This window comes from Streptomyces rapamycinicus NRRL 5491, from assembly GCF_024298965.1.
In the GTDB taxonomy this organism is placed as follows: domain Bacteria; phylum Actinomycetota; class Actinomycetes; order Streptomycetales; family Streptomycetaceae; genus Streptomyces; species Streptomyces rapamycinicus.
The window spans coordinates 8,807,608-8,826,350 of record NZ_CP085193.1; the positions used below are offsets into that span (position 1 = coordinate 8,807,608).

Genomic DNA, 18,743 nt, shown 5'->3' on the forward strand with positions numbered 1-18,743 from the left:
GCGGTGCGCAGGGGGTCATGTGCGGATTGGCGCGCAGGGGTCACTTCTTGGTCGGCGGGCATTCCTTCCAGGCGAAGTGATAGGTGGTGCTCACATCGCCGTCCGTCGAGTCCATGGCGATGAAGCTGGTCGTTTCCTGGGTGTTGGACGTTCCGGCGTTGACCCGCAACTCGGTGTTGATGTTGAAGTTGCGGAGTTCACCGCAGGGCGACCACACCACGGTGGCGATATCGGATACGTCGGTGGCCTGCCAGTTGTCGTCGTAAGCGCCGTTGTAGCCATGCGTGTTCGACGAGGTCTGCGACTGCCCCTGGAAGTAGTAAGAGGCTTTCTGCGTGGCGGACGCGCCCTTTTCCAGATGGGCGAAACCACGGTAGTCGACACTGGCGATGGCGTAGGAGAAGCCCTGTGGCACATGCGTGACCAGACTCAGCTGACAGTTCTTTCTGAAGTCCGTCGGCTTCGATCCCTTGCCCACCTGCGCGAGATACTCGCTGTAGGTCACGGTGAAGGCGGTGTTGTCCGGGGAGACAGCGATCGCCGCGGTGCCCGCCGGGCAGCCCGACCCATTGACGGTAGCGACCGTGATCACGATCTTGTCGGGCGGCACGGTGTCGAACGGGGGTTGTGCGTATGCCTGGGAAGTGAGCGTCGAGGCGAATAACGCCGCGACCACACCGCCTGCGTACAGAACACCGGGCATGATTCTCCATTCGATGGTGGATTTACCGGGCTACCGGACGGCGGAAGGGCATTCCTTCCAGGCGAGGTGGTAAACCGTGTTGACCCCGCCGTCCGTCGAGTCCATGGCCATGAAGCTGGTGGTGCCCGCAGGAGAGGTGCCGGCGCCGACCCGCAGCTCGGTGTTGACGTTGAAGTTGCGGTCCTGGCCGCAGGGGGCCCACACCAGGGCGCTGTAGTCGGTGCTGTCGGTGGTCTGCCAGTTGTCGTTGTACGGACCGCTGAAGTCATGGGTCCGCGACGCGGTGTCCGACGAGCCCTGGAAGTAGTAGCTCGCCTTCTCGGTGCCCTTGGCGCCCTTTTCGAGGTAGCCATAGCCCCGGTAGTCGACCTGGGCGATGGCGTAGGTGAACCCCTGCGGCACATGCACGCCCAGGCTGAGCTGGCAGTTCTTACGGATGTCGGTCGGGTCCGCGCCGGGGCCGACCTGGGCGAGATAGTCGCTGTAGGTCACGGTGAACGCCGAGTTGTCGGCGGCGACGGCCACGGCGGTGGTGCCCTTGGGGCAGCCCGAGCCGTTCACCGTCTTGACGCTTATCTGGATCTTTTCCGGCGGCCCATCAGGGGCCGACGAAACACCCTGGGTGGAAAGGGCCGAGGCGAATAGCGCCGCGGCCGCGCCGCCCGCGAGCAGAACACCGGACATGGCTCTCCAATTCGATCACTTGTGGGGACGTAGTTGAGCGATGAATTTCCGATGAGCGGGATGAGCGAGGAAGAGCGGGATGAGCGAGGAAGGGCAAGGAAGAGCGGGGGTGCGGGACGTGCGGGAAGTACCGGCAGAGCGGGTGGCACGCACGATCGGTGGAGCGGGAAGAGCTGAAGAGCGGAAGAGCGTTATCGCGCGGTACGGTTCGTACGGCCGAACGCAATGAGAGCCCCACGCCCGGCTGGTGACGGAAAGCCAGGGCGATGGGCGCTCTTAAGATAAGGGTGATAGACAAGCACCACAAGACGGCCGCGGAATTCCGGAACAAGATATTTCCGTCCGGCCGGGAAGAACGATTCAGAAGAGCGGTTGCGGAAGAACGCCTTCCAGTGCCAGCAGGGTGCGCTTGGTCTCCAACCCGCCGCCGAAGCCGCCGATGCCCCCGCCGCTCTCCACCACTCGGTGGCACGCCACCACGACCGGCAGCGGATTGCTCCCCATGGCCACGCCGACGGCGCGGGCCGCGCCCGGCTCACCCACCCGGTCGGCGAGGTTCTGATAGCCGACGACCGTGCCATAGGGCACATGCGCGGCCAGCTCGCGCAGCACCCGGCGGTTGAAGCCGGTGATCAGGGACCAGTCCAGGGAGAGGGTGAACGCCTTGGTGTCCCCGGCGAAATAGCTCTCCATCTGCCGTATCGCCTCGGCGAGATGCCCGGCGCAGCGAGGTGCGGCCGGGGCGGCCGTGGTACCGGGGGCCTCGGGCGGTACGGCGGTGGGCTCGGTGCCGAGGCGGCGCGTCAGCCGGGCGACGGCCTCGGCCGCCGTCTTCTCCTCCGCGTGGAAGACCACCTGGGCCAGCCCTTCGTCGGTGGCCGCGAGCAGCAGCGGGCCGATGGGCGTGGCCAGGACCGCCCAGGCCCAGGCGCGCGCGTCCGGCGCCTCCGGGCGCTCCCGCCGCTCCAGCCGCTCCGGCGGGTCCGGCTGTGTCTGCCGCTCTGCGATCGTCACGCCGTCAGCGTAGAACCCCCCACCGACAGCGCCGCCGACAGCGCCCCGCCGGTTGGCCGGCGGGGCGCCTCGTCAGGGGGAGCCGTGGCTCACGAGGCGTCGTCGAGGGCGTCCCGGATCACATCGGGCTTGTTGGTGATGATGCCGTTCACGCCCATGGCCGCGACCGAGACCGCCGTCGGGCCGTCGTTGACGGTCCAGGTGTAGACCTCCAGCGGCTTGCCGTGCGCCCCGTCCACCGACCGCACCGCGGACACATAGCCGGCGTCGATGGTCGTGTAGCTGGGGTTGATCTGGTCGGAGAACTCGGCGTACTCCGGCAGGTCGGCGACGGCCGGGGTGCCCAGGAAGCCGGTCTTGACGTCCGGGCGCAGCCGGTGGACCGCCCGCACGGAGTCGGCGCTGAAGCTCTGGACGATCAGCCGGCGCTTGTGCCGGTGGTCCAGCCAGCCCTCTCTTCGCAGCTCCCGCAGCGTCTGGCGCTCGATCCCCGGATAGAGCTCGGGAGCCTTGAGCTCCAGCAGGAGCTTTTGGTGGTTGTCCGAAACCCGGTCCATGTACTCCTCCAGGGTGGGCACCGCCTCGCCCTGGAACTCGGGGCCGAACCAGCTCCCGGCGTCCAGCTTCTCGATCTCGTCGAGGGTGAAGTCGGAGATCTTCCACGGCGCGCGGTCCGGGAAGACCTGCTCGACGTCGGTGGTCCGGCTCAGCGTGGTGTCGTGCATGACGATCAGCTCGCCGTCCCTGGTGCGCTGGACGTCGTTCTCCACCCAGTCGATGCCCAGGTCGTCGGCGGCGTCGACGGCGGCCAGGGTGTTCTCGGGGGCGTACGCGGAGGCACCGCGATGGGCCACGGTGACCGTGTGGTGGTGCGTCGTCCGGCCGGTGGCCTGGGCCGTGGCCGTGGGGAGGAAGAGCGCGGACATCCCGATGAGCGCGCCGGTTAACGCGGCGGCCGGGCGGATCTGCATACGGACTCCTCGCATCGTCTGGTTCTCGTCCGACTCATGGACGGGCAGAGGGTCCCAGATGCGCGGCAGTGGAGGATAGATATCGGATGGACGGAAAATTCGTGCCACGGGCGACATCGTGTGCATGATCGCCTGAATCCGGCCAGACGGCCGGGCAGGGGGGTGGCGCGGACGAGCGCTCCGCCGTTGTCAGTGGCGAGTCGTACGGTTGGTCTCATGCGGCCCGTAACTCAGCTCGAACGCAAGGTGGCGCCCTTCGAGGTCGTCAGCCCCTATCAGCCCAGCGGTGACCAGCCCACCGCCATCGCCGACCTCGACCGGCGCGTTCGCGCGGGGGAGAGGGACGTCGTCCTGCTCGGCGCGACCGGCACCGGCAAGTCCGCGACCACCGCATGGATGATCGAGAAACTTCAGCGGCCCACGCTGGTCATGGCTCCGAACAAGACGCTGGCCGCCCAGCTGGCCAATGAGTTCCGCGAGCTGCTGCCGAACAACGCGGTCGAGTACTTCGTCTCGTACTACGACTACTACCAGCCCGAGGCGTACGTCCCGCAGTCGGACACCTACATCGAGAAGGACTCCTCGATCAACGAGGAGGTGGAGCGGCTGCGCCATTCGGCGACGAACTCGCTGCTCACCCGGCGTGACGTGGTCGTGGTGGCCTCCGTCTCCTGCATCTACGGCCTCGGTACGCCGCAGGAGTACGTGGACCGTATGGTGCCGCTCAAGGTCGGCGAGGAGATCGACCGCGATCAGCTGCTGCGCCGCTTTGTCGACATTCAGTACAACCGCAATGACATGGCGTTCACCCGGGGCACCTTCCGGGTCCGCGGCGACACCATCGAGATCTTCCCGGTCTACGAGGAGCTCGCGGTCCGCATCGAGATGTTCGGCGACGAGATCGAGGCGCTGTCCACGCTCCATCCGCTCACCGGCGAAGTGATCAGCGACGACCAGGAGCTCTATGTGTTCCCGGCCACCCACTATGTGGCCGGGCCCGAGCGCATGGAGAAGGCCATCGCCGGGATCGAGGCCGAACTCACCGAGACCCTGGCCCGGATGGAGAAGCAGGGCAAGCTGCTGGAGGCCCAGCGGCTGCGGATGCGCACCACCTACGACATCGAGATGATGCGGCAGATCGGCACCTGCTCCGGTATCGAGAACTACTCGCTGCACATCGACGGCCGTGAGACCGGATCCCCGCCGCACACCCTGCTGGACTACTTCCCGGAGGACTTCCTCCTGGTCATCGACGAGTCGCATGTCACGGTCCCGCAGATCGGCGCGATGTACGAGGGCGACGCCTCCCGCAAGCGGACCCTCATCGAGCACGGCTTCCGGCTGCCCTCCGCACTGGACAACCGCCCCCTGAAGTGGGAGGAGTTCCTGGAGCGCGTCGGCCAGACGGTCTATCTCTCCGCCACCCCGGGGACGTACGAGATGTCCCGCGGCGACGGCTTCGTGGAGCAGATCATCCGCCCGACCGGCCTGGTCGACCCGGAGGTCGTAGTCAAGCCGACCGAGGGCCAGATCGACGATCTCATCCATGAGATCCGCACCCGCACCGAGAAGGACGAGCGGGTCCTGGTCACTACCCTCACCAAGAAGATGGCCGAGGACCTCACCGACTACATGCTCGAGCTGGGCATCCAGGTGCGCTATCTGCACAGCGATGTGGACACCCTGCGCCGGGTCGAGCTGCTGCGCGAGCTGCGCGCCGGCGAGTTCGACGTACTGGTGGGCATCAACCTGCTGCGGGAGGGCCTCGACCTTCCGGAGGTCTCGCTGGTCGCCATCCTCGACGCCGACAAGGAGGGCTTCCTGCGCTCGGGCACGTCGCTGATCCAGACCATCGGCCGTGCCGCCCGTAACGTCTCGGGCCAGGTGCATATGTACGCCGACAAGGTCACCCCGGCGATGGCGAAGGCCATCGACGAGACCAACCGCCGCCGCGAGAAGCAAGTCGCGTTCAACAAGGCCAACAAGATCGATCCGCAGCCGCTGCGGAAGAAGATCAACGACATCGTGGCCCAGATCGCCCGCGAGGACGTCGACACGGAGGAGCTGCTCGGCACCGGCTACCGCAAGACGAAGGACGGCAAGGGCGCGAAGGCGGCCGAGCCGGCGGCCGGCGGCAAGGCGGCCAAGGGCGGTAAGGCGAAGGCCGCCAAGGGCAAGGCCAAGGAGGAGGTGCTGACCGACCGGCCCGCGGCCGAGCTCGCCGAGCAGATCGAGGAGATGACCGACCGCATGCGGGCCGCGGCGGCGGAGCTCCAGTTCGAGGTGGCGGCCCGACTGCGCGACGAGGTGTCGGAGTTGAAGAAGGAGCTGCGGCAGATGAGGGAGGCCGGAGTTTCCTGATCACCGGGCGCCCCGGGTACTCACCGGGGCGCCCGTGGGTTCCCTGTGTTGCAAGACCGACACAAAAGTCCGCTCGTCCGGCCGGAGCCCTGGCCACAGTGCATAGGGTTTTCGGAAGGGCCGTGCGTACGGCGCGGCCACGGCCGCACACCCGCGGCGGCCACGGGGAATCGAGAGATGAGAGTAGGGACAGCGCGTGACGGTCAACATGTCCAAGGGACAGGCCATCAGCCTGCAGAAGGCCGACGGGGGCACCCTGACCGCGGTGCGGATGGGGCTGGGCTGGCAGGCGGCGCCCCGCCGCGGGCTGTTCGGCTCCCGTACGCGGGAGATCGACCTCGACGCGTCGGCCGTCCTCTTCGCCGACAAGCAGCCGACCGACGTCGTCTTCTTCCGCCACCTGGTCAGCGACGACGGCTCGGTCCGCCACACCGGTGACAACCTCGTGGGCGGCGCCGGACAGGGCGGCGACGACGAGGCCATCCTGGTCGACCTCCAGCGGGTGCCCGTCCACATCGATCAGATCGTCTTCACGGTGAACTCCTTCACCGGCCAGACCTTCGCCGAGGTGCAGAACGCGTTCTGCCGGCTGGTGGACGAGACCAACGGCCAGGAGCTCGCCCGCTACACCCTCACCGGCGGCGGGCAGTACACCGCCCAGATCATGGCCACGGTCCAGCGCGCGGGCAGCTCCTGGCAGATGAAGGCGGTCGGCGAGCCGGCCAACGGCCGCACCTTCCAGGACCTGATGCCGCACATCCTGCCGCATCTGTAAGGGCGTACCGCATCTGTAAAGGCGTACCGCCCAGGTGAGCGCGTCGGCCCGGTTGAGCAGAGCTCGCCGGGCCGACGCGCTCATCGCACCATCGCATCACCACACAACACGTACGGCACACAGCGGAACACAACGAGGGGACGCAGCCATGACGGCCGAGCTGGTCCGAGGGCAGAACCACCCGCTGCCCCAGACCCGTTTGGAGATCCGGATCTCTGCGGGCAATCCGATCGTGGCCGGGGCGACACTCGGCGATGAGCGGGGCACGGTGCACGGCGCCGAATGGGTCGCGCATCCCGCCTCGCCCCAACTGGCCGGGATAGAGGTGCCCAAACAGGCGGCGGCCGACCACCGGCTCGCCGTGGACCTCGACGCGATGCCCGAGCACATCCACCGGGTCACCGTGCTGCTCGCGCTGCCGACCGGTGTCGGCGGCCCGGCCCGGTTCGGCGCCATGGCCGCGCCGTTCGCCGCCGTCACCGGCCTCGACGGCACCGAGATCGCCAGCTACACCATCACCGATCTGGACTCGGAGTCCGCGGTGGCCGCCCTGGAGCTCTACCGCAGGCAGGGTGCCTGGAAGGTGCGCGCCATCGGCCAGGGGTACGCGGGCGGGCTGGCCGCCATGCTGCACGACCAGGGGCTGGAGCAGGGCACCGCCCTCGCGGCGCGGATCAACGAGGCGGTGGCCCGAGGCATGGCCCGCTCGGTCGCCCAGCCCCCGCCCCGCCCGGAGGGCGACGGCCGGGTGCGCACGGCCGCCGCGGGCGGCGCCACCGACCCGGCCCCCGCCCAGCCGCAGACCCCGCCGCAGCAGCCGCAGGGCACGCCCGCCGCCGGAGGGTCCATCGACTACCAGCACCCGGGCCGACGTACGGCCACGCCGCCCACGCCCCCGCCCACGGCGCCGCCCGCCGCGCCCGGACAGCCCGCCCAGCCGGTCGCGGGCGACGCCTCCGGCTGGTCCATGGACGAGCGGCTCTACAACCAGATCTGGGGCATGTTCGAGGACCTGGCCCGGACGACCGCGGCCTACCGCAGCGCGGTGGACTTCGCCGAGTCCCGTATGGAGCAGGAGCTGGACCGGGTGCTCTCCGACCCGCGCACCCGGGTGGGCCCGGCCGCCGACTCCGCCCGCGCCGAGGCGCGCGCCAAGCAGACCGACCTCGTGGAGCAGGCCCGGATCGCCCTGGACCGCGATCTGGCGCAGCTCATCGCCGAGGCCGAGGTGGTGGAGCCCGCGCTGCCGTACGCCTACGCCCGCTGGGACAGCCCGGTGTGGCAGGCGTACCAGGTGCCGATGGAGGTCCCGATGGCCCTGCGCCTGGGCGATCTGCACCTTCCGGAGCGCGCGGATCTGCACATCCCGATGCTGGTGCGGCTTCCGCTGGAGCGGGGGCTGTGGATCGACGCCGGGCGTTCCGGCTCGTTCGACGGGCCGGCCGACTCCGGTGAGCAGCGCAGGCTGGCGGCGGACGCGGCGGTGGCGATCGCGGCGCGGATGCTGGCCGTCTATCCGGTCGGGGAGTTCGCGGTGCATGTGATCGACCCGGCGGGTTCGGCCGCGGGCTCGTTCGCGCCGCTGGTGGGGTCGGGTGTGCTGGCCGAGCCGCCGGCGACCGGGGCCCAGGGGGTCTCGGCGGTGCTCGCCGCGCTGACCCAGCGTGTCGACCTGGTGCAGATGGCGATCCGCAGCGGGGCCACGGACGCGCTGCCGCCGGAAGTGGACATCGCCGAGCAGCTGCTGATCGTCCATGACTTCCCGCACGGCTTCGACGACCGGGCCGTCACCCAGCTGCGCTATCTGGCGGACGAGGGGCCCTCGGTGGGCGTGCATCTGATGATGGTCGCCGACCGCGAGGACGCGCGGGCCTACGGTCCGGTGCTGGACCCGCTGTGGCGGTCGCTGCTGCGGCTCACGCCGGTGGCCGACGACCACCTCGCCGACCCCTGGGTGGGCCACGCGTGGACGTACGAGCCGCCGACGGTGCCGCCGGGCAGCCGGGTGCTGGACCAGGTGCTGGGGGAGGTGGGGAGGGCCGCGCAGGCTCTGCGGGCCGCGCGGGCCCGCCAGTCGTATGGCGGCTGACCAGGGCTGACCCGGCCCTGACCAGGGCTTTTGCCTTTCTCTTTACTCTCTCATGGGGATTCCTGTACTCTCTTTTACGCGGAGGGGAGTACTCCTTAGCGGTGTTCCCGTCACCACGGATTCCGTCCGGCACCAGGAGGCCGGACGGAATCCCGGGGCACCGGTCCATGGCGCGGTCCACGGGCGGAAGAGACCTCCGGCAGCGACGACGCTGAGACTGCCGTACGAATGCCGGAGGAACCGTGGACGTATCCGTGACCATGTGGGGGTTGACGATCATCGGCCTCTGCGCCCTGATCGCCGTCGACTTCTTCATCGGCGGCCGCAAACCGCATGAGGTCTCCATCAAGGAGGCCGGGATCTGGACCGCCGTCTGGGTCGCCCTGGCCGGGCTCTTCGGGCTCGGGCTGCTGGTCTTCGCGGGCGGCCAGCCCTCCGGCGAATTCTTCGCGGGCTTCATCACCGAGAAGTCGCTGAGCGTCGACAACCTCTTCGTCTTCGTCCTGATCATGGCGAAGTTCGCCGTGCCGACGATCTACCAGCAGCGCGTGCTGATGGTGGGTGTGCTCATCGCCCTGGTGCTGCGCGCGGTCTTCATCGCCGCCGGCGCCGCGATCGTCTCGACCTTCGCCTGGGTCTTCTACATCTTCGGCGCCTTCCTCATCTGGACGGCCTGGAAGCTCATCCAGGAGGCGCGGGCCGATGAGGAGGAAGAGGAGTTCGAGGAGAACCGGCTGCTCAAGGCGGTCGAGAAGCGGTTCCCGTCCACCGACCGGTACCACGACACCAAGCTGTTCATCGTGGAGAACGGCAAGCGGCTGATGACCCCGATGCTGATCGTCATGCTGGCGATCGGCACCACGGACGTCCTCTTCGCGCTGGACTCGATACCCGCGATCTTCGGCCTCACCCAGGACCCGTACATCGTCTTCACCGCCAACGCCTTCGCGCTGATGGGCCTGCGCCAGCTGTACTTCCTCATCGGCGGCCTGCTCAGGAAGCTGGTCCACCTCTCGTACGGACTGTCGATCATCCTCGGCTTCATCGGCGTCAAGCTGGTGCTGCACGCGCTGCACGAGTCCGGGGTGCATGTCCCGGAGATCAGCATCCCGGTCTCGCTCGGCGTCATCTGCGCGGTGCTCGCCGTCACCACGGCCACCAGTCTGTACGCCTCGAGGAAACAGGCCCTGGCGGAGGCGGGGAGCGGGGAGGACCGGACCCGGGACAAGGACAGCGTCGACGTCTGACGGCGCCCGCGGCGTCACCGCCCTGACGGCGCCAGAGAGCGCCCGACGACGTCCGACAGCTCTGTCCGTCCCGGGTCCGGGAGGACGGGCTCACACAGCCGCCTCCCCGGCCTCCAGAGGCCGTACGGCCGACCGTCCACCGTCCGGACGGTCGGCCGTCGGCCGTGTCTCCGGCAGCAGGGCGAAACAGCCCAGGCTCAGCAGCGCCACGGCGGTCAGATACGCGGCGACGCCCCAGGGCGGGCCGTCGCCGTGGGACACCGCCGTCGCCACGATCGGGGTGAGCGCCCCGCCCAGGACGCCCGCGAGGTTGTAGCCGAGCGCCGCCCCCGTACAGCGCACCCGCGCCTCGAAAAGCTCGGGCAGATAGGCCGAGGTCACGGCGAACATGGTGATGAAGGAGAGCAGCGCGCCCAGGAAGCCCAGGAACATCAGCGGCGGCTCACCGGTGCGCAACAGTGCCACCAGCGGAAACATCCACACCACGATGGCCACGCAGCCCACCAGGCACATCGGCCGCCGCCCGAAGCGGTCGCCGAGATGGGCCGCCAGGGGCGTCAGGGCGCCCAGGACCGCCACGGCCGCCATGATGCAGCCGAGCAGGGTGGTGCGGGCCACCCCGAGCCGCTCCGTGCCGTACGCCAGGGACCAGGTCGTGACCGCGTAGAAGACGGCGTAGCCCACCGCCAGCCCGCCCGCGGTCAGCAGGACCAGCCGCCAGTGGCCGCGCACCACCTCGGCCAGCGGCGCCGCGGCCTGCTCGCCGCGCTCGGCCAGCTCCCGGAACTGCGGGGACTCGGTCACCTGGGCCCGCAGCAGCAGCCCGGCGCCCGCCAGCAGCCCCGCGCCCCAGAACGGCACCCGCCACCCCCAGGACCGGAACTCGCCGTCGCTCAGCGTGGCCGACAGGGCCAGCATCGTGCCATTGGCCAGCAGAAAGCCGATGGACGGGCCGACCTGCGGAAAGCCCGACCACAGCCCGCGCCTCGCGGCGGGCGCGTGCTCGGCGGTCAGCAGCACCGCGCCGCCCCATTCGCCGCCCAGCCCCAGCCCCTGAAGGAAGCGCAGCACGAGCAGCAGGACGGGGGCGGCGATGCCGATCGAGTCGTAGGCCGGTACGAAGCCCACCGCGACGGTCGCGAGACCGGTGAGCAGCAGCGAGGCGATGAGCACCGGACGGCGCCCGTGGCGGTCGCCGAGGGGCCCGAAGAGCATCGAGCCCAGCGGCCGGGAGACGAAGCCGACGGCGAAGGTGCCGAAGGCGGCGAGGGTGCCGGCCAGCGGCGAGAAGGTGGGGAAGAACAGCGGGCCGAGGACGAGCGCCGCGGCCGTGCCGTAGACGAAGAAGTCGTAGAACTCGATCGCGGTGCCGGCCAGGGACGCGGCCGCGAGGCGGGCCATGGACGGTGAGCGGTCATGCTGCGGTGAGCGGTCGTGCTGCATGACGCGACAACCGCCCCGGCCCGCCGGGGGTCACGGGGCGTACGGAGGCGCGCGGCGCTCCGGGGCCGTGCGAGCGCCGCTACCAGCCGCGCTCGCGCCACTCCCCGAGGTGCGGGCGCTCGGCGCCGAGGGTGGTGTCGTCGCCGTGGCCGGGGTAGACCCAGGTCTCGTCGGAGAGCTGGTCGAAGAGCTTGCTCTCGACGTCGTTGATCAGGCTCTCGAAAGCCTTGGGATCCTTACGGGTGTTACCGACCCCGCCCGGGAACAGGCAGTCGCCGGTGAAGACGTGCGGATGGCCGTGCGGATCGTCGTAGATCAGGGCGATGCTGCCGGGGGTGTGGCCGACCAGATGGCGGGCGGTCAGCTCGACCCGGCCGACCCGCAGCGTGTCGCCGTCCTCGACCAGGACATCGGTGCGCGCCGGGATGCCCTCCGCGTCGTAGCGGCCAGCGTAGGTACGGGCGCCGGTGGCCTCCATCACCTCGCGCAGCGCGCCCCAGTGGTCGGGGTGGCGGTGGGTGGTGACCAGGGACGCGATCCCGCTCTCGCCGATGAGGGAGAGCAGGGTGTGGGGCTCCGCGGCGGCGTCGATCAGCAGCTGTTCGTCGGTGGCCCGGCAGCGCAGCAGATAGGCGTTGTTGGACATGGGGCCGACCGCGACCTTCGAGATCATGAGATCGGGCAGTTCATGCACGTCGGCCGGTCCGCCGACCGTCACCACTCCGCTGTAGGTCATGGCCTCAGCCTAGTGCGGGCAGGAGGGGCAAGGGACCGTCGGGGCAGGAGAGACCGGCGCCGTCCGTACGGCCGGTGAGCCAGCCCAGCAGGGCGGCGGGGGAGCCGGTGACGGTGACCGGGGACTCCCCGGGGGCGGCGGGGCGGCCGGTGTGCCGGACGTCCGCTTCGCCGGGCCCGGTGGCCAGCCGCAGCGGGGGAATATCCGGGCGCCCGGCGAACCTTGTACCAATCAGCACGGTGAGCAGGCTCTCGACGAACGTGGCGGGGAGATCCGTCACGGTGCGGCCGACGCCGAGATCGACATGGTGCAGCTCGACCTCGGTGAGGCGGCGCAGCGGCAGCCCGGCGGCCGGCTCCCGGACACCGCCGCGCGGGGTCACCTCGTACGGCAGGCGCTCCGGGGGCAGCGCGGCGACCGCCGCGTCGAAGCGGGTGGCGCTGGTGCGCAGATCGTCCAGGTGGACGGCGAGCGGCCGGTCGGCATCCCGCCGGATGTCGGCGTCGCGCGTCTCCGCGTCGGGGTACATCGGGGTCTCTTCACCGGTCCGGGCCCAGGTGAGGAGGTTCACCATCGCGTCCGCGTTGCGGGCCAGATGGGCCAGGACATGGCCGCGGGTCCAGCCCGGGAGCTCCGATGGACGGGTGAGGGAGGCCTCGTCGAGGGCGGCGACGGCGGTCAGCAGCCGGTCCGTCGCCTCCTGTACGGCGGCGGCGTCCCGGGCGTAGTCGGCCCCGGCGTAGTCGGTCATGACCCGACCGTAGTGCGCACCACACGATCGGGTGAAGTCGGCTCCCGTGGCCCGCAAATCGAATGTGCGTGCTATAGGCTCGGCGTGCTGCATCCTTAAGACATCGTCGTCGTGCCCCCATACCCTGGGTTGGGGGCTTCGCTCCGCTCCGCCTCTGCTCCGACCGGCAGGGCCGCCCCGCGAGCGGGCTCGGCGCACCCCGACTCTCTCAAGAAAGGTGCCGACCGGCGTGGCCGACCGTCTCATCGTTCGTGGCGCTCGCGAGCACAACCTCAAGAACGTCTCACTCGACCTTCCCCGCGACTCGCTCATCGTCTTCACCGGGCTGTCCGGGTCGGGCAAGTCGTCCCTCGCGTTCGACACGATCTTCGCCGAGGGGCAGCGCCGGTACGTCGAGTCGCTCTCCTCCTACGCCCGCCAGTTCCTGGGGCAGATGGACAAGCCCGATGTGGACTTCATCGAGGGCCTGTCCCCCGCGGTGTCGATCGACCAGAAGTCGACCTCGCGGAACCCGCGCTCGACGGTCGGCACCATCACCGAGGTCTATGACTACCTCCGGCTGCTGTTCGCCCGTATCGGCAAGCCGCACTGCCCCGAATGCGGCCGTCCGATCGCCCGCCAGTCGCCGCAGGCGATCGTGGACCGGGTGCTGGAGCTCCCCGAGGGCAGCCGCTTCCAGGTGCTCTCCCCGCTGGTGCGCGAGCGCAAGGGGGAGTTCGTCGACCTCTTCTCCGATCTCCAGACCAAGGGCTACAGCCGCGCCCGGGTGGACGGCGCCACCATCCAGCTGTCCGACCCGCCGAAGCTGAAGAAGCAGGAGAAGCACACCATCGAGGTGGTCGTGGACCGCCTCACCGTCAAGGACAGCGCCAAGCGCCGGCTGACGGACTCGGTGGAGACCGCGCTCGGCCTCTCCGGCGGCATGGTGATCCTCGACTTCGTGGACCTGGAGGAGGACGACCCGCAGCGGGAGCGGATGTTCTCCGAGCATCTCTACTGCCCGTACGACGACCTGTCCTTCGAGGAGCTGGAGCCGCGCACCTTCTCCTTCAACTCGCCCTTCGGCGCCTGCCCGGAGTGCACCGGCATCGGCACCCGGATGGAGGTCGACCCGGAGCTGATCGTCCCGGACGAGGAGAAGTCGCTGGACGAGGGCGCCATCCACCCCTGGTCCCACGGCCACACCAAGGACTATTTCGGCCGTCTGGTCGGCGCGCTCGCCGACGCGCTCGGCTTCCGTACCGACGTCCCCTGGGCCGGGCTTCCGCAGCGCGCCAAGAAGGCGCTGCTCAACGGGCACCGGACCCAGATCGAGGTCCGCTACCGCAATCGCTACGGCCGCCAGCGGGCGTACACCACGGCCTTCGAGGGCGCGCTGCCCTATGTGAAGCGGCGCCACTCGGAGGCGGAGAGCGACGCCAGCCGGGAGCGGTTCGAGGGCTATATGCGCGAGGTGCCCTGCCCCACCTGTGAGGGCACCCGCCTCAAGCCGATCGTGCTGGCCGTCACCGTGCAGGACAAGTCCATCGCGGATGTCTCGGCGATGTCGATCAGCGAATGCGCCGAGTTCCTGCGCGGCATGGAGCTGAGCGCGCGCGAGAAGACCATCGCCGAGCGGGTCCTCAAGGAGGTCAACGAGCGGCTGCGGTTCCTGGTCGACGTCGGCCTGGACTACCTCTCGCTCAACCGCGCCGCGGGCACCCTCTCCGGCGGCGAGGCCCAGCGCATCCGGCTGGCCACCCAGATCGGCTCCGGCCTGGTCGGTGTGCTCTATGTGCTGGACGAGCCGTCCATCGGCCTGCACCAGCGTGACAATCACCGGCTGATCGAGACGCTGGTACGGCTGCGCGACCTCGGCAACACCCTGATCGTCGTGGAGCACGACGAGGACACCATCAAGACCTCGGACTGGGTGGTGGACATCGGCCCGGGCGCGGGCGAGCACGGCGGCAAGGTGGTGCACAGCGGGCCGCTGAGCGAGCTGCTGGTCAACCAGGAGTCGGTGACCGGGCACTATCTGTCCGGCAAGAAGGCCATCCCGCTGCCGGCGGCCCGCCGGCCCATGGATCCCAAGCGGCGGCTCACGGTCCACGGCGCCCGGGAGAACAACCTCCAGGACATCGACGTGTCCTTCCCGCTCGGGGTGCTCACCGCCGTCACCGGTGTCTCCGGATCGGGTAAGTCCACGCTGGTCAACGACATCCTCTACACCCATCTGGCCCGCGAGCTGAACGGGGCGCGGGCGGTTCCCGGGCGGCACACCCGGGTCGCCGGCGACGATCTCGTCGACAAGGTGGTGCATGTCGACCAGTCGCCCATCGGCCGCACCCCGCGCTCGAACCCGGCCACGTACACCGGCGTCTTCGACCATGTGCGCAAGCTGTTCGCGGAGACGATGGAGGCCAAGGTCCGGGGGTACCAGCCCGGCCGGTTCTCCTTCAACGTCAAGGGCGGCCGCTGCGAGAACTGCTCCGGTGACGGCACCATCAAGATCGAGATGAACTTCCTGCCGGATGTGTATGTGCCGTGCGAGGTCTGCCACGGCGCGCGCTACAACCGGGAGACCCTGGAGGTGCACTACAAGGGCAAGTCCATCGCCGAGGTGCTGGACATGCCCATCGAGGAGGCCCTGGACTTCTTCGAGGCCGTGCCCACCATCGCCCGCCATCTGCGCACCCTCAACGAGGTCGGGCTGGGCTATGTCCGGCTCGGGCAGCCCGCGCCGACCCTCTCCGGCGGTGAGGCCCAGCGCGTCAAGCTGGCGAGCGAGCTCCAGAAGCGGTCCACCGGCCGCACGGTGTATGTGCTGGACGAGCCGACCACCGGTCTGCACTTCGAGGACATCAGCAAGCTGATCAGCGTGCTCTCCGGCCTGGTCGACAAGGGCAACACGGTGATCGTCATCGAGCACAACCTCGATGTGATCAAGACGGCCGACTGGGTCGTGGACATGGGCCCCGAGGGCGGCAGCGGCGGCGGTCTGGTGATCGCCGAGGGCACCCCGGAGGACGTGGCCTCGATCCCGGTCAGCCACACCGGGAAGTTCCTGCGGGACATGCTGGGCGACCGGGTGAGCGACGCCACGGTGCCCGCCGCGCGCAAGGGCGGCGTGACCAGCAAGAAGGCGCCCGCCAAGAAGGCCGCCGCGAAGTCCACGGCGGCCAAGAAGACCGCGGCGAAGAAGACCGTGGCCAAGAAGGCGGCGGCCAAGACCACGGCCGCCTCCAAGCGGGCGGCCGCGAAGTAGCCCGAGCCGCTGTGCCCGCGCCACGCCCGGACCGATCCGGGCGCGGCGCGTGCTCAGGCGTACAGCGGCGTGCTCAGGCGTACAGCGGCAGGCTCAGGCCAGCTCGGACGCGTAGGGCGGCTCCGCGCCCGCGCGGGAGCAGGTGATCGCGGCGGCGCGGGCGGCGAAGCCCAGCACATCCCGCCAGGCCGCCTCGTCCAGCTTGGCCAGTGCGGGCGCCGACAGCGCCTGGTGCCCCGCCAGCCGGTGCAGCAGCGCGGCGTTCACGGTGTCACCCGCCCCGATGGTGTCCACGATGTCCACCCGCTCGCCCGGCACCGAGATCACCGAGCCGTCCTGGCGCCGTACGCTCAGCCCCTCCCCGCCATGGGTGAGCACCACGGCCGCCGGACCCGTCGCCAGCCACGCGCCCACGGCCCTCTCGACATCCCCCGCGTCCTCCGAGTCGGCCAGCCACCTGGCGTCCTCTATGGACAGCTTCAGCAGGCCGATATGGGGCAGCCAGCCGTGGAAGCGGGCCCGGTAGGCATCGGCGTCGGGGATCAGGCCGGTGCGGATATTGGGGTCCAGCGTGGTGAAGACCCCGCGCGCGGCCTCGCGCCGCAGCAGTTCCTCGTACGCGCTCGCGCCCGGCTCCAGCACCAGCGAGCAGGTGCCCAGCGACAGCGCGCTCACCCCCTCGGGAAGGGACGGCGGCAGGGTGAAGAGCCGGTCCGCGGTGCCCTGCACATAGAAGCCGTACCCGGCCGAGCCATCGGCCCCGATGGAGGCGACGGCCAGGGTCGTGGGCTCCTCGCCGCGCTGCACCAGCGCGGTGTCCACACCGTCCTTCCGCAGGCCCTCCAGCAGCGCCTCCCCGAAGCCGTCCGTGGAGACCCGCGAGCAGAACGCGGTGGGCGAGCCGAGCCGCCCCAGCGCCAGCGCGGTGTTGTACGGGCCGCCGCCGCGCGCGGGGCGCAGCGCGGGCAACTGGCCCGCCGCCGCGGCGCTCGACGTGCGTTCGGGCACGAGGTCGATCAGGGCTTCTCCGGCGACGACGATCACGAGACGGGGTCCTTTCCGGCGATTCCGGCGATTCCGGGGGTTCCGGGGAGCGGTCGGTCGAGCGGTGGGTCGGGGGCTTCGGCCGCACAGCCGCACGAGGTGCGGTGGACGAAGGCACAGGGCAGCCGTACGGTGCGCGGCGGCCGCCCCGGATTCTCCAGCCGATCGAGCAGCAGCCGGACGGCGGTGGCGCCGACCTCCCGGCTGGGCTGGGAGATCGCGGTGAGCCCGGGGGAGAAGACATCCGCCCAGGAGAAGTCGTCGAAGCAGACCAGCGCGAGATCGTCCGGCACGCTCAGCCCCGCCGTCCGCAGGGCGCGCAGCGCACCGATGGTCATCGCGTTGTTCGCGGTGATGATCGCGGTGGGCGGTTCGGGGGAGGCCAGCAGCCGGTGAACGGCGTCCTCCGCACCCCGCGCCTCGGAGTGGCCCTCGGCCAGCAGCCCGGGGCGGAACGGCAGCCCGTGCCGCTCCAGCCCGGCCCGGTAGCCCGCGATCCGCTCGGTGGTGGTGCTCAGCCCCGGCAGCCCCGCGACCAGCCCGATGCGGAGGTGGCCGAGATCGGCGAGATGGTCGACCAGCTGTTCGACGGGGCGCGTGTTCTCGGCGCACACCTGGTCGTGGGCGTCGCCGACCAGCCGGTCGAGGAAGACCGCGGGGATCTTGCGGCGGCCCAGATACTCCAGCAGCCCGGCGGGCTCGGCCGACGGGGCGAGGATCACGCCGTCCACCCGCCGCTCATGGAGCAGCCGGACGACGGTCAGCTCATGCGCGGGGTCGTCATGCGGATCGGCGATCAGCAGGCCGTAGCCCCGCTCCAGGGCGCTGGACTCGACGCCCTGGAGGATCTCGGTGAAGTACGGATTGCTGATCGCCGAGACGGCCAGGCCGATCGAGCGGGTGCGCGCGGTCACCAGGGAGCGCGCCAGCGTGTTGGGGATGTAGCCGAGGTCGTCGATGGCGTCCAGCACGGCCTTACGGGTGCCGGGGCGCACCGGCCGGGTCTTGTTGAGCACGTGCGAGACGGTGGCCACGGACACCCCGGCGCGACGGGCGACATCGACCATGGTTGCCATCCGCTGCGGTCCTTAACGTCGAGATCGTCGGGGGAGGGGCACGTAACGTATCGCATCGGGCGCTCGGCGTAAACGTTTGCGTAAGCGCTTGCGCACACCCCGGGGGCGGCCGCGGACGGATGGATCTGTGCCGGTATGGTCGGAGGGCCCTCACACCCCCAGGAGCCGCAGATGTCCAGCCAGCCCGCCTCCCGTCGAACCGTGCTGTGCCGCGCAGCGCTGGCCGGAGCCGCCGGGCTCGGGGTGGCGGCCTGCTCCCCGGACGGATCGGGCAAGAAGGTGTCCCCGACGCCCACCGCCCCCGTCGAACTCGGCTCGGCCGGTGTCGTGCCGGTCGGCGGCGCCAAGATCTACCGCGAGCAGCGGGTGGTGGTGGCCCAGCCCGCCAAGGGGGAGTTCACGGCGTTCAGCGCGGTGTGCACCCACGCCGGATGCGTCGTCGACACCGTCGAGGACGGCAAGATCAACTGTCCCTGCCACGGCAGCCAGTTCGACGCCCGCACCGGCAAGGTCGTCCAGGGGCCCGCGGAGAAGCCCCTGCCGTCGGTCCCGGTCACCGCGAAGGGCGGACGGCTCGTCGCGGGCCCCGACGCCTGAGCGGA

At 70.2% G+C, this 18,743-nt stretch carries 15 protein-coding genes; 6 read left to right on the forward strand and 9 right to left on the reverse strand.

Features of this window, described 5'->3' with window-relative positions:
• Positions 1-40: 40 nt before the first annotated feature.
• From LIV37_RS37025 to LIV37_RS37040, 4 genes are all read right to left on the reverse strand, one after another.
• A complete protein-coding gene (locus LIV37_RS37025; RefSeq protein WP_020872187.1) occupies positions 41-703 on the reverse strand; it encodes a DUF4360 domain-containing protein in 663 nt (220 codons plus the stop codon).
• Positions 704-733: 30 nt separating this feature from the next.
• Entirely contained in the window at positions 734-1,387 is a 654-nt protein-coding gene (locus LIV37_RS37030; RefSeq protein WP_020872188.1) for a DUF4360 domain-containing protein, read from the reverse strand.
• A 360-nt stretch (positions 1,388-1,747) separates the two neighbouring features.
• Positions 1,748-2,401 carry a methylated-DNA--[protein]-cysteine S-methyltransferase gene (locus LIV37_RS37035; RefSeq protein ID WP_020872189.1) on the reverse strand — a complete coding sequence of 218 codons (654 nt, stop codon included), beginning with the start codon at positions 2,399-2,401 and terminating at the stop codon, positions 1,748-1,750.
• 89 nt (positions 2,402-2,490) lie between these two features.
• The gene (locus tag LIV37_RS37040; protein ID WP_020872190.1) at positions 2,491-3,372 is read right to left on the reverse strand and encodes a glycerophosphodiester phosphodiesterase; all 882 of its coding nucleotides are present in this window, start codon (positions 3,370-3,372) and stop codon (positions 2,491-2,493) included.
• Between the two features lie 216 nt (positions 3,373-3,588).
• Here LIV37_RS37040 and uvrB point away from each other — a divergent pair, with 216 nt between their 5' ends.
• The 4 genes from uvrB (at position 3,589) to LIV37_RS37060 (ending at position 9,844) form a co-directional block, all read left to right on the forward strand.
• Positions 3,589-5,733, forward strand: coding sequence for an excinuclease ABC subunit UvrB (gene uvrB, locus LIV37_RS37045; RefSeq protein ID WP_020872191.1), 2,145 nt, complete (start codon positions 3,589-3,591; stop codon positions 5,731-5,733).
• Between the two features lie 196 nt (positions 5,734-5,929).
• Complete coding sequence (locus LIV37_RS37050) at positions 5,930-6,508, forward strand: TerD family protein (protein WP_020872192.1); 579 nt, start codon at positions 5,930-5,932, stop codon at positions 6,506-6,508.
• Positions 6,509-6,656: 148 nt separating this feature from the next.
• A complete protein-coding gene (locus tag LIV37_RS37055; protein WP_121824067.1) occupies positions 6,657-8,597 on the forward strand; it encodes a TerD family protein in 1,941 nt (646 codons plus the stop codon).
• Positions 8,598-8,839: 242 nt separating this feature from the next.
• Complete coding sequence (locus LIV37_RS37060; RefSeq protein WP_185058025.1) at positions 8,840-9,844, forward strand: TerC family protein; 1,005 nt, start codon at positions 8,840-8,842, stop codon at positions 9,842-9,844.
• Between the two features lie 90 nt (positions 9,845-9,934).
• Here LIV37_RS37060 and LIV37_RS37065 read toward each other — a convergent pair whose 3' ends face one another.
• From LIV37_RS37065 to LIV37_RS37075, 3 genes are all read right to left on the reverse strand, one after another.
• Complete coding sequence (locus tag LIV37_RS37065; RefSeq protein WP_020872195.1) at positions 9,935-11,245, reverse strand: MFS transporter; 1,311 nt, start codon at positions 11,243-11,245, stop codon at positions 9,935-9,937.
• 121 nt (positions 11,246-11,366) lie between these two features.
• On the reverse strand, positions 11,367-12,023 hold the full coding sequence (locus LIV37_RS37070; RefSeq protein WP_020872196.1) for an MBL fold metallo-hydrolase: 657 nt from the start codon (positions 12,021-12,023) through the stop codon (positions 11,367-11,369).
• 4 nt (positions 12,024-12,027) lie between these two features.
• The gene (locus LIV37_RS37075) at positions 12,028-12,774 is read right to left on the reverse strand and encodes a maleylpyruvate isomerase family mycothiol-dependent enzyme (RefSeq protein WP_020872197.1); all 747 of its coding nucleotides are present in this window, start codon (positions 12,772-12,774) and stop codon (positions 12,028-12,030) included.
• A 229-nt stretch (positions 12,775-13,003) separates the two neighbouring features.
• Here LIV37_RS37075 and uvrA point away from each other — a divergent pair, with 229 nt between their 5' ends.
• Positions 13,004-16,021 (forward strand): excinuclease ABC subunit UvrA, encoded by a 3,018-nt coding sequence (gene uvrA / locus LIV37_RS37080; protein WP_020872198.1) that lies wholly within the window; start codon positions 13,004-13,006, stop codon positions 16,019-16,021.
• Positions 16,022-16,114: 93 nt separating this feature from the next.
• Here the strand turns inward: uvrA and LIV37_RS37085 are convergent, their stop codons facing one another.
• Together LIV37_RS37085 and LIV37_RS37090 are read right to left on the reverse strand one after the other, a co-directional pair.
• A complete protein-coding gene (locus LIV37_RS37085) occupies positions 16,115-17,065 on the reverse strand; it encodes a carbohydrate kinase family protein (protein WP_020872199.1) in 951 nt (316 codons plus the stop codon).
• Entirely contained in the window at positions 17,062-18,141 is a 1,080-nt protein-coding gene (locus LIV37_RS37090) for a LacI family DNA-binding transcriptional regulator (protein ID WP_121824065.1), read from the reverse strand. Before LIV37_RS37090 ends, LIV37_RS37085 begins: the two co-directional genes overlap by 4 nt.
• A 171-nt stretch (positions 18,142-18,312) precedes the next feature.
• On the opposite strand from LIV37_RS37090, the gene LIV37_RS37095 reads away from it, so the two are divergent.
• Complete coding sequence (locus tag LIV37_RS37095; protein WP_020872200.1) at positions 18,313-18,738, forward strand: QcrA and Rieske domain-containing protein; 426 nt, start codon at positions 18,313-18,315, stop codon at positions 18,736-18,738.
• Positions 18,739-18,743: the final 5 nt, after the last annotated feature.

Coding starts and splice junctions, on each gene's coding strand:
- LIV37_RS37075 (WP_020872197.1), bottom strand. CDS start 12,774: ATGACCGACTACGCCGGGGCCGACTACGCCCGGGACGCCGCCGCCGTA.
- uvrB (WP_020872191.1), top strand. CDS start 3,589: ATGCGGCCCGTAACTCAGCTCGAACGCAAGGTGGCGCCCTTCGAGGTC.
- LIV37_RS37055 (WP_121824067.1), top strand. CDS start 6,657: ATGACGGCCGAGCTGGTCCGAGGGCAGAACCACCCGCTGCCCCAGACC.
- LIV37_RS37095 (WP_020872200.1), top strand. CDS start 18,313: ATGTCCAGCCAGCCCGCCTCCCGTCGAACCGTGCTGTGCCGCGCAGCG.
- LIV37_RS37070 (WP_020872196.1), bottom strand. CDS start 12,023: ATGACCTACAGCGGAGTGGTGACGGTCGGCGGACCGGCCGACGTGCAT.
- LIV37_RS37065 (WP_020872195.1), bottom strand. CDS start 11,245: ATGGCCCGCCTCGCGGCCGCGTCCCTGGCCGGCACCGCGATCGAGTTC.
- LIV37_RS37025 (WP_020872187.1), bottom strand. CDS start 703: ATGCCCGGTGTTCTGTACGCAGGCGGTGTGGTCGCGGCGTTATTCGCC.
- LIV37_RS37040 (WP_020872190.1), bottom strand. CDS start 3,372: ATGCAGATCCGCCCGGCCGCCGCGTTAACCGGCGCGCTCATCGGGATG.
- LIV37_RS37090 (WP_121824065.1), bottom strand. CDS start 18,141: ATGGCAACCATGGTCGATGTCGCCCGTCGCGCCGGGGTGTCCGTGGCC.
- LIV37_RS37030 (WP_020872188.1), bottom strand. CDS start 1,387: ATGTCCGGTGTTCTGCTCGCGGGCGGCGCGGCCGCGGCGCTATTCGCC.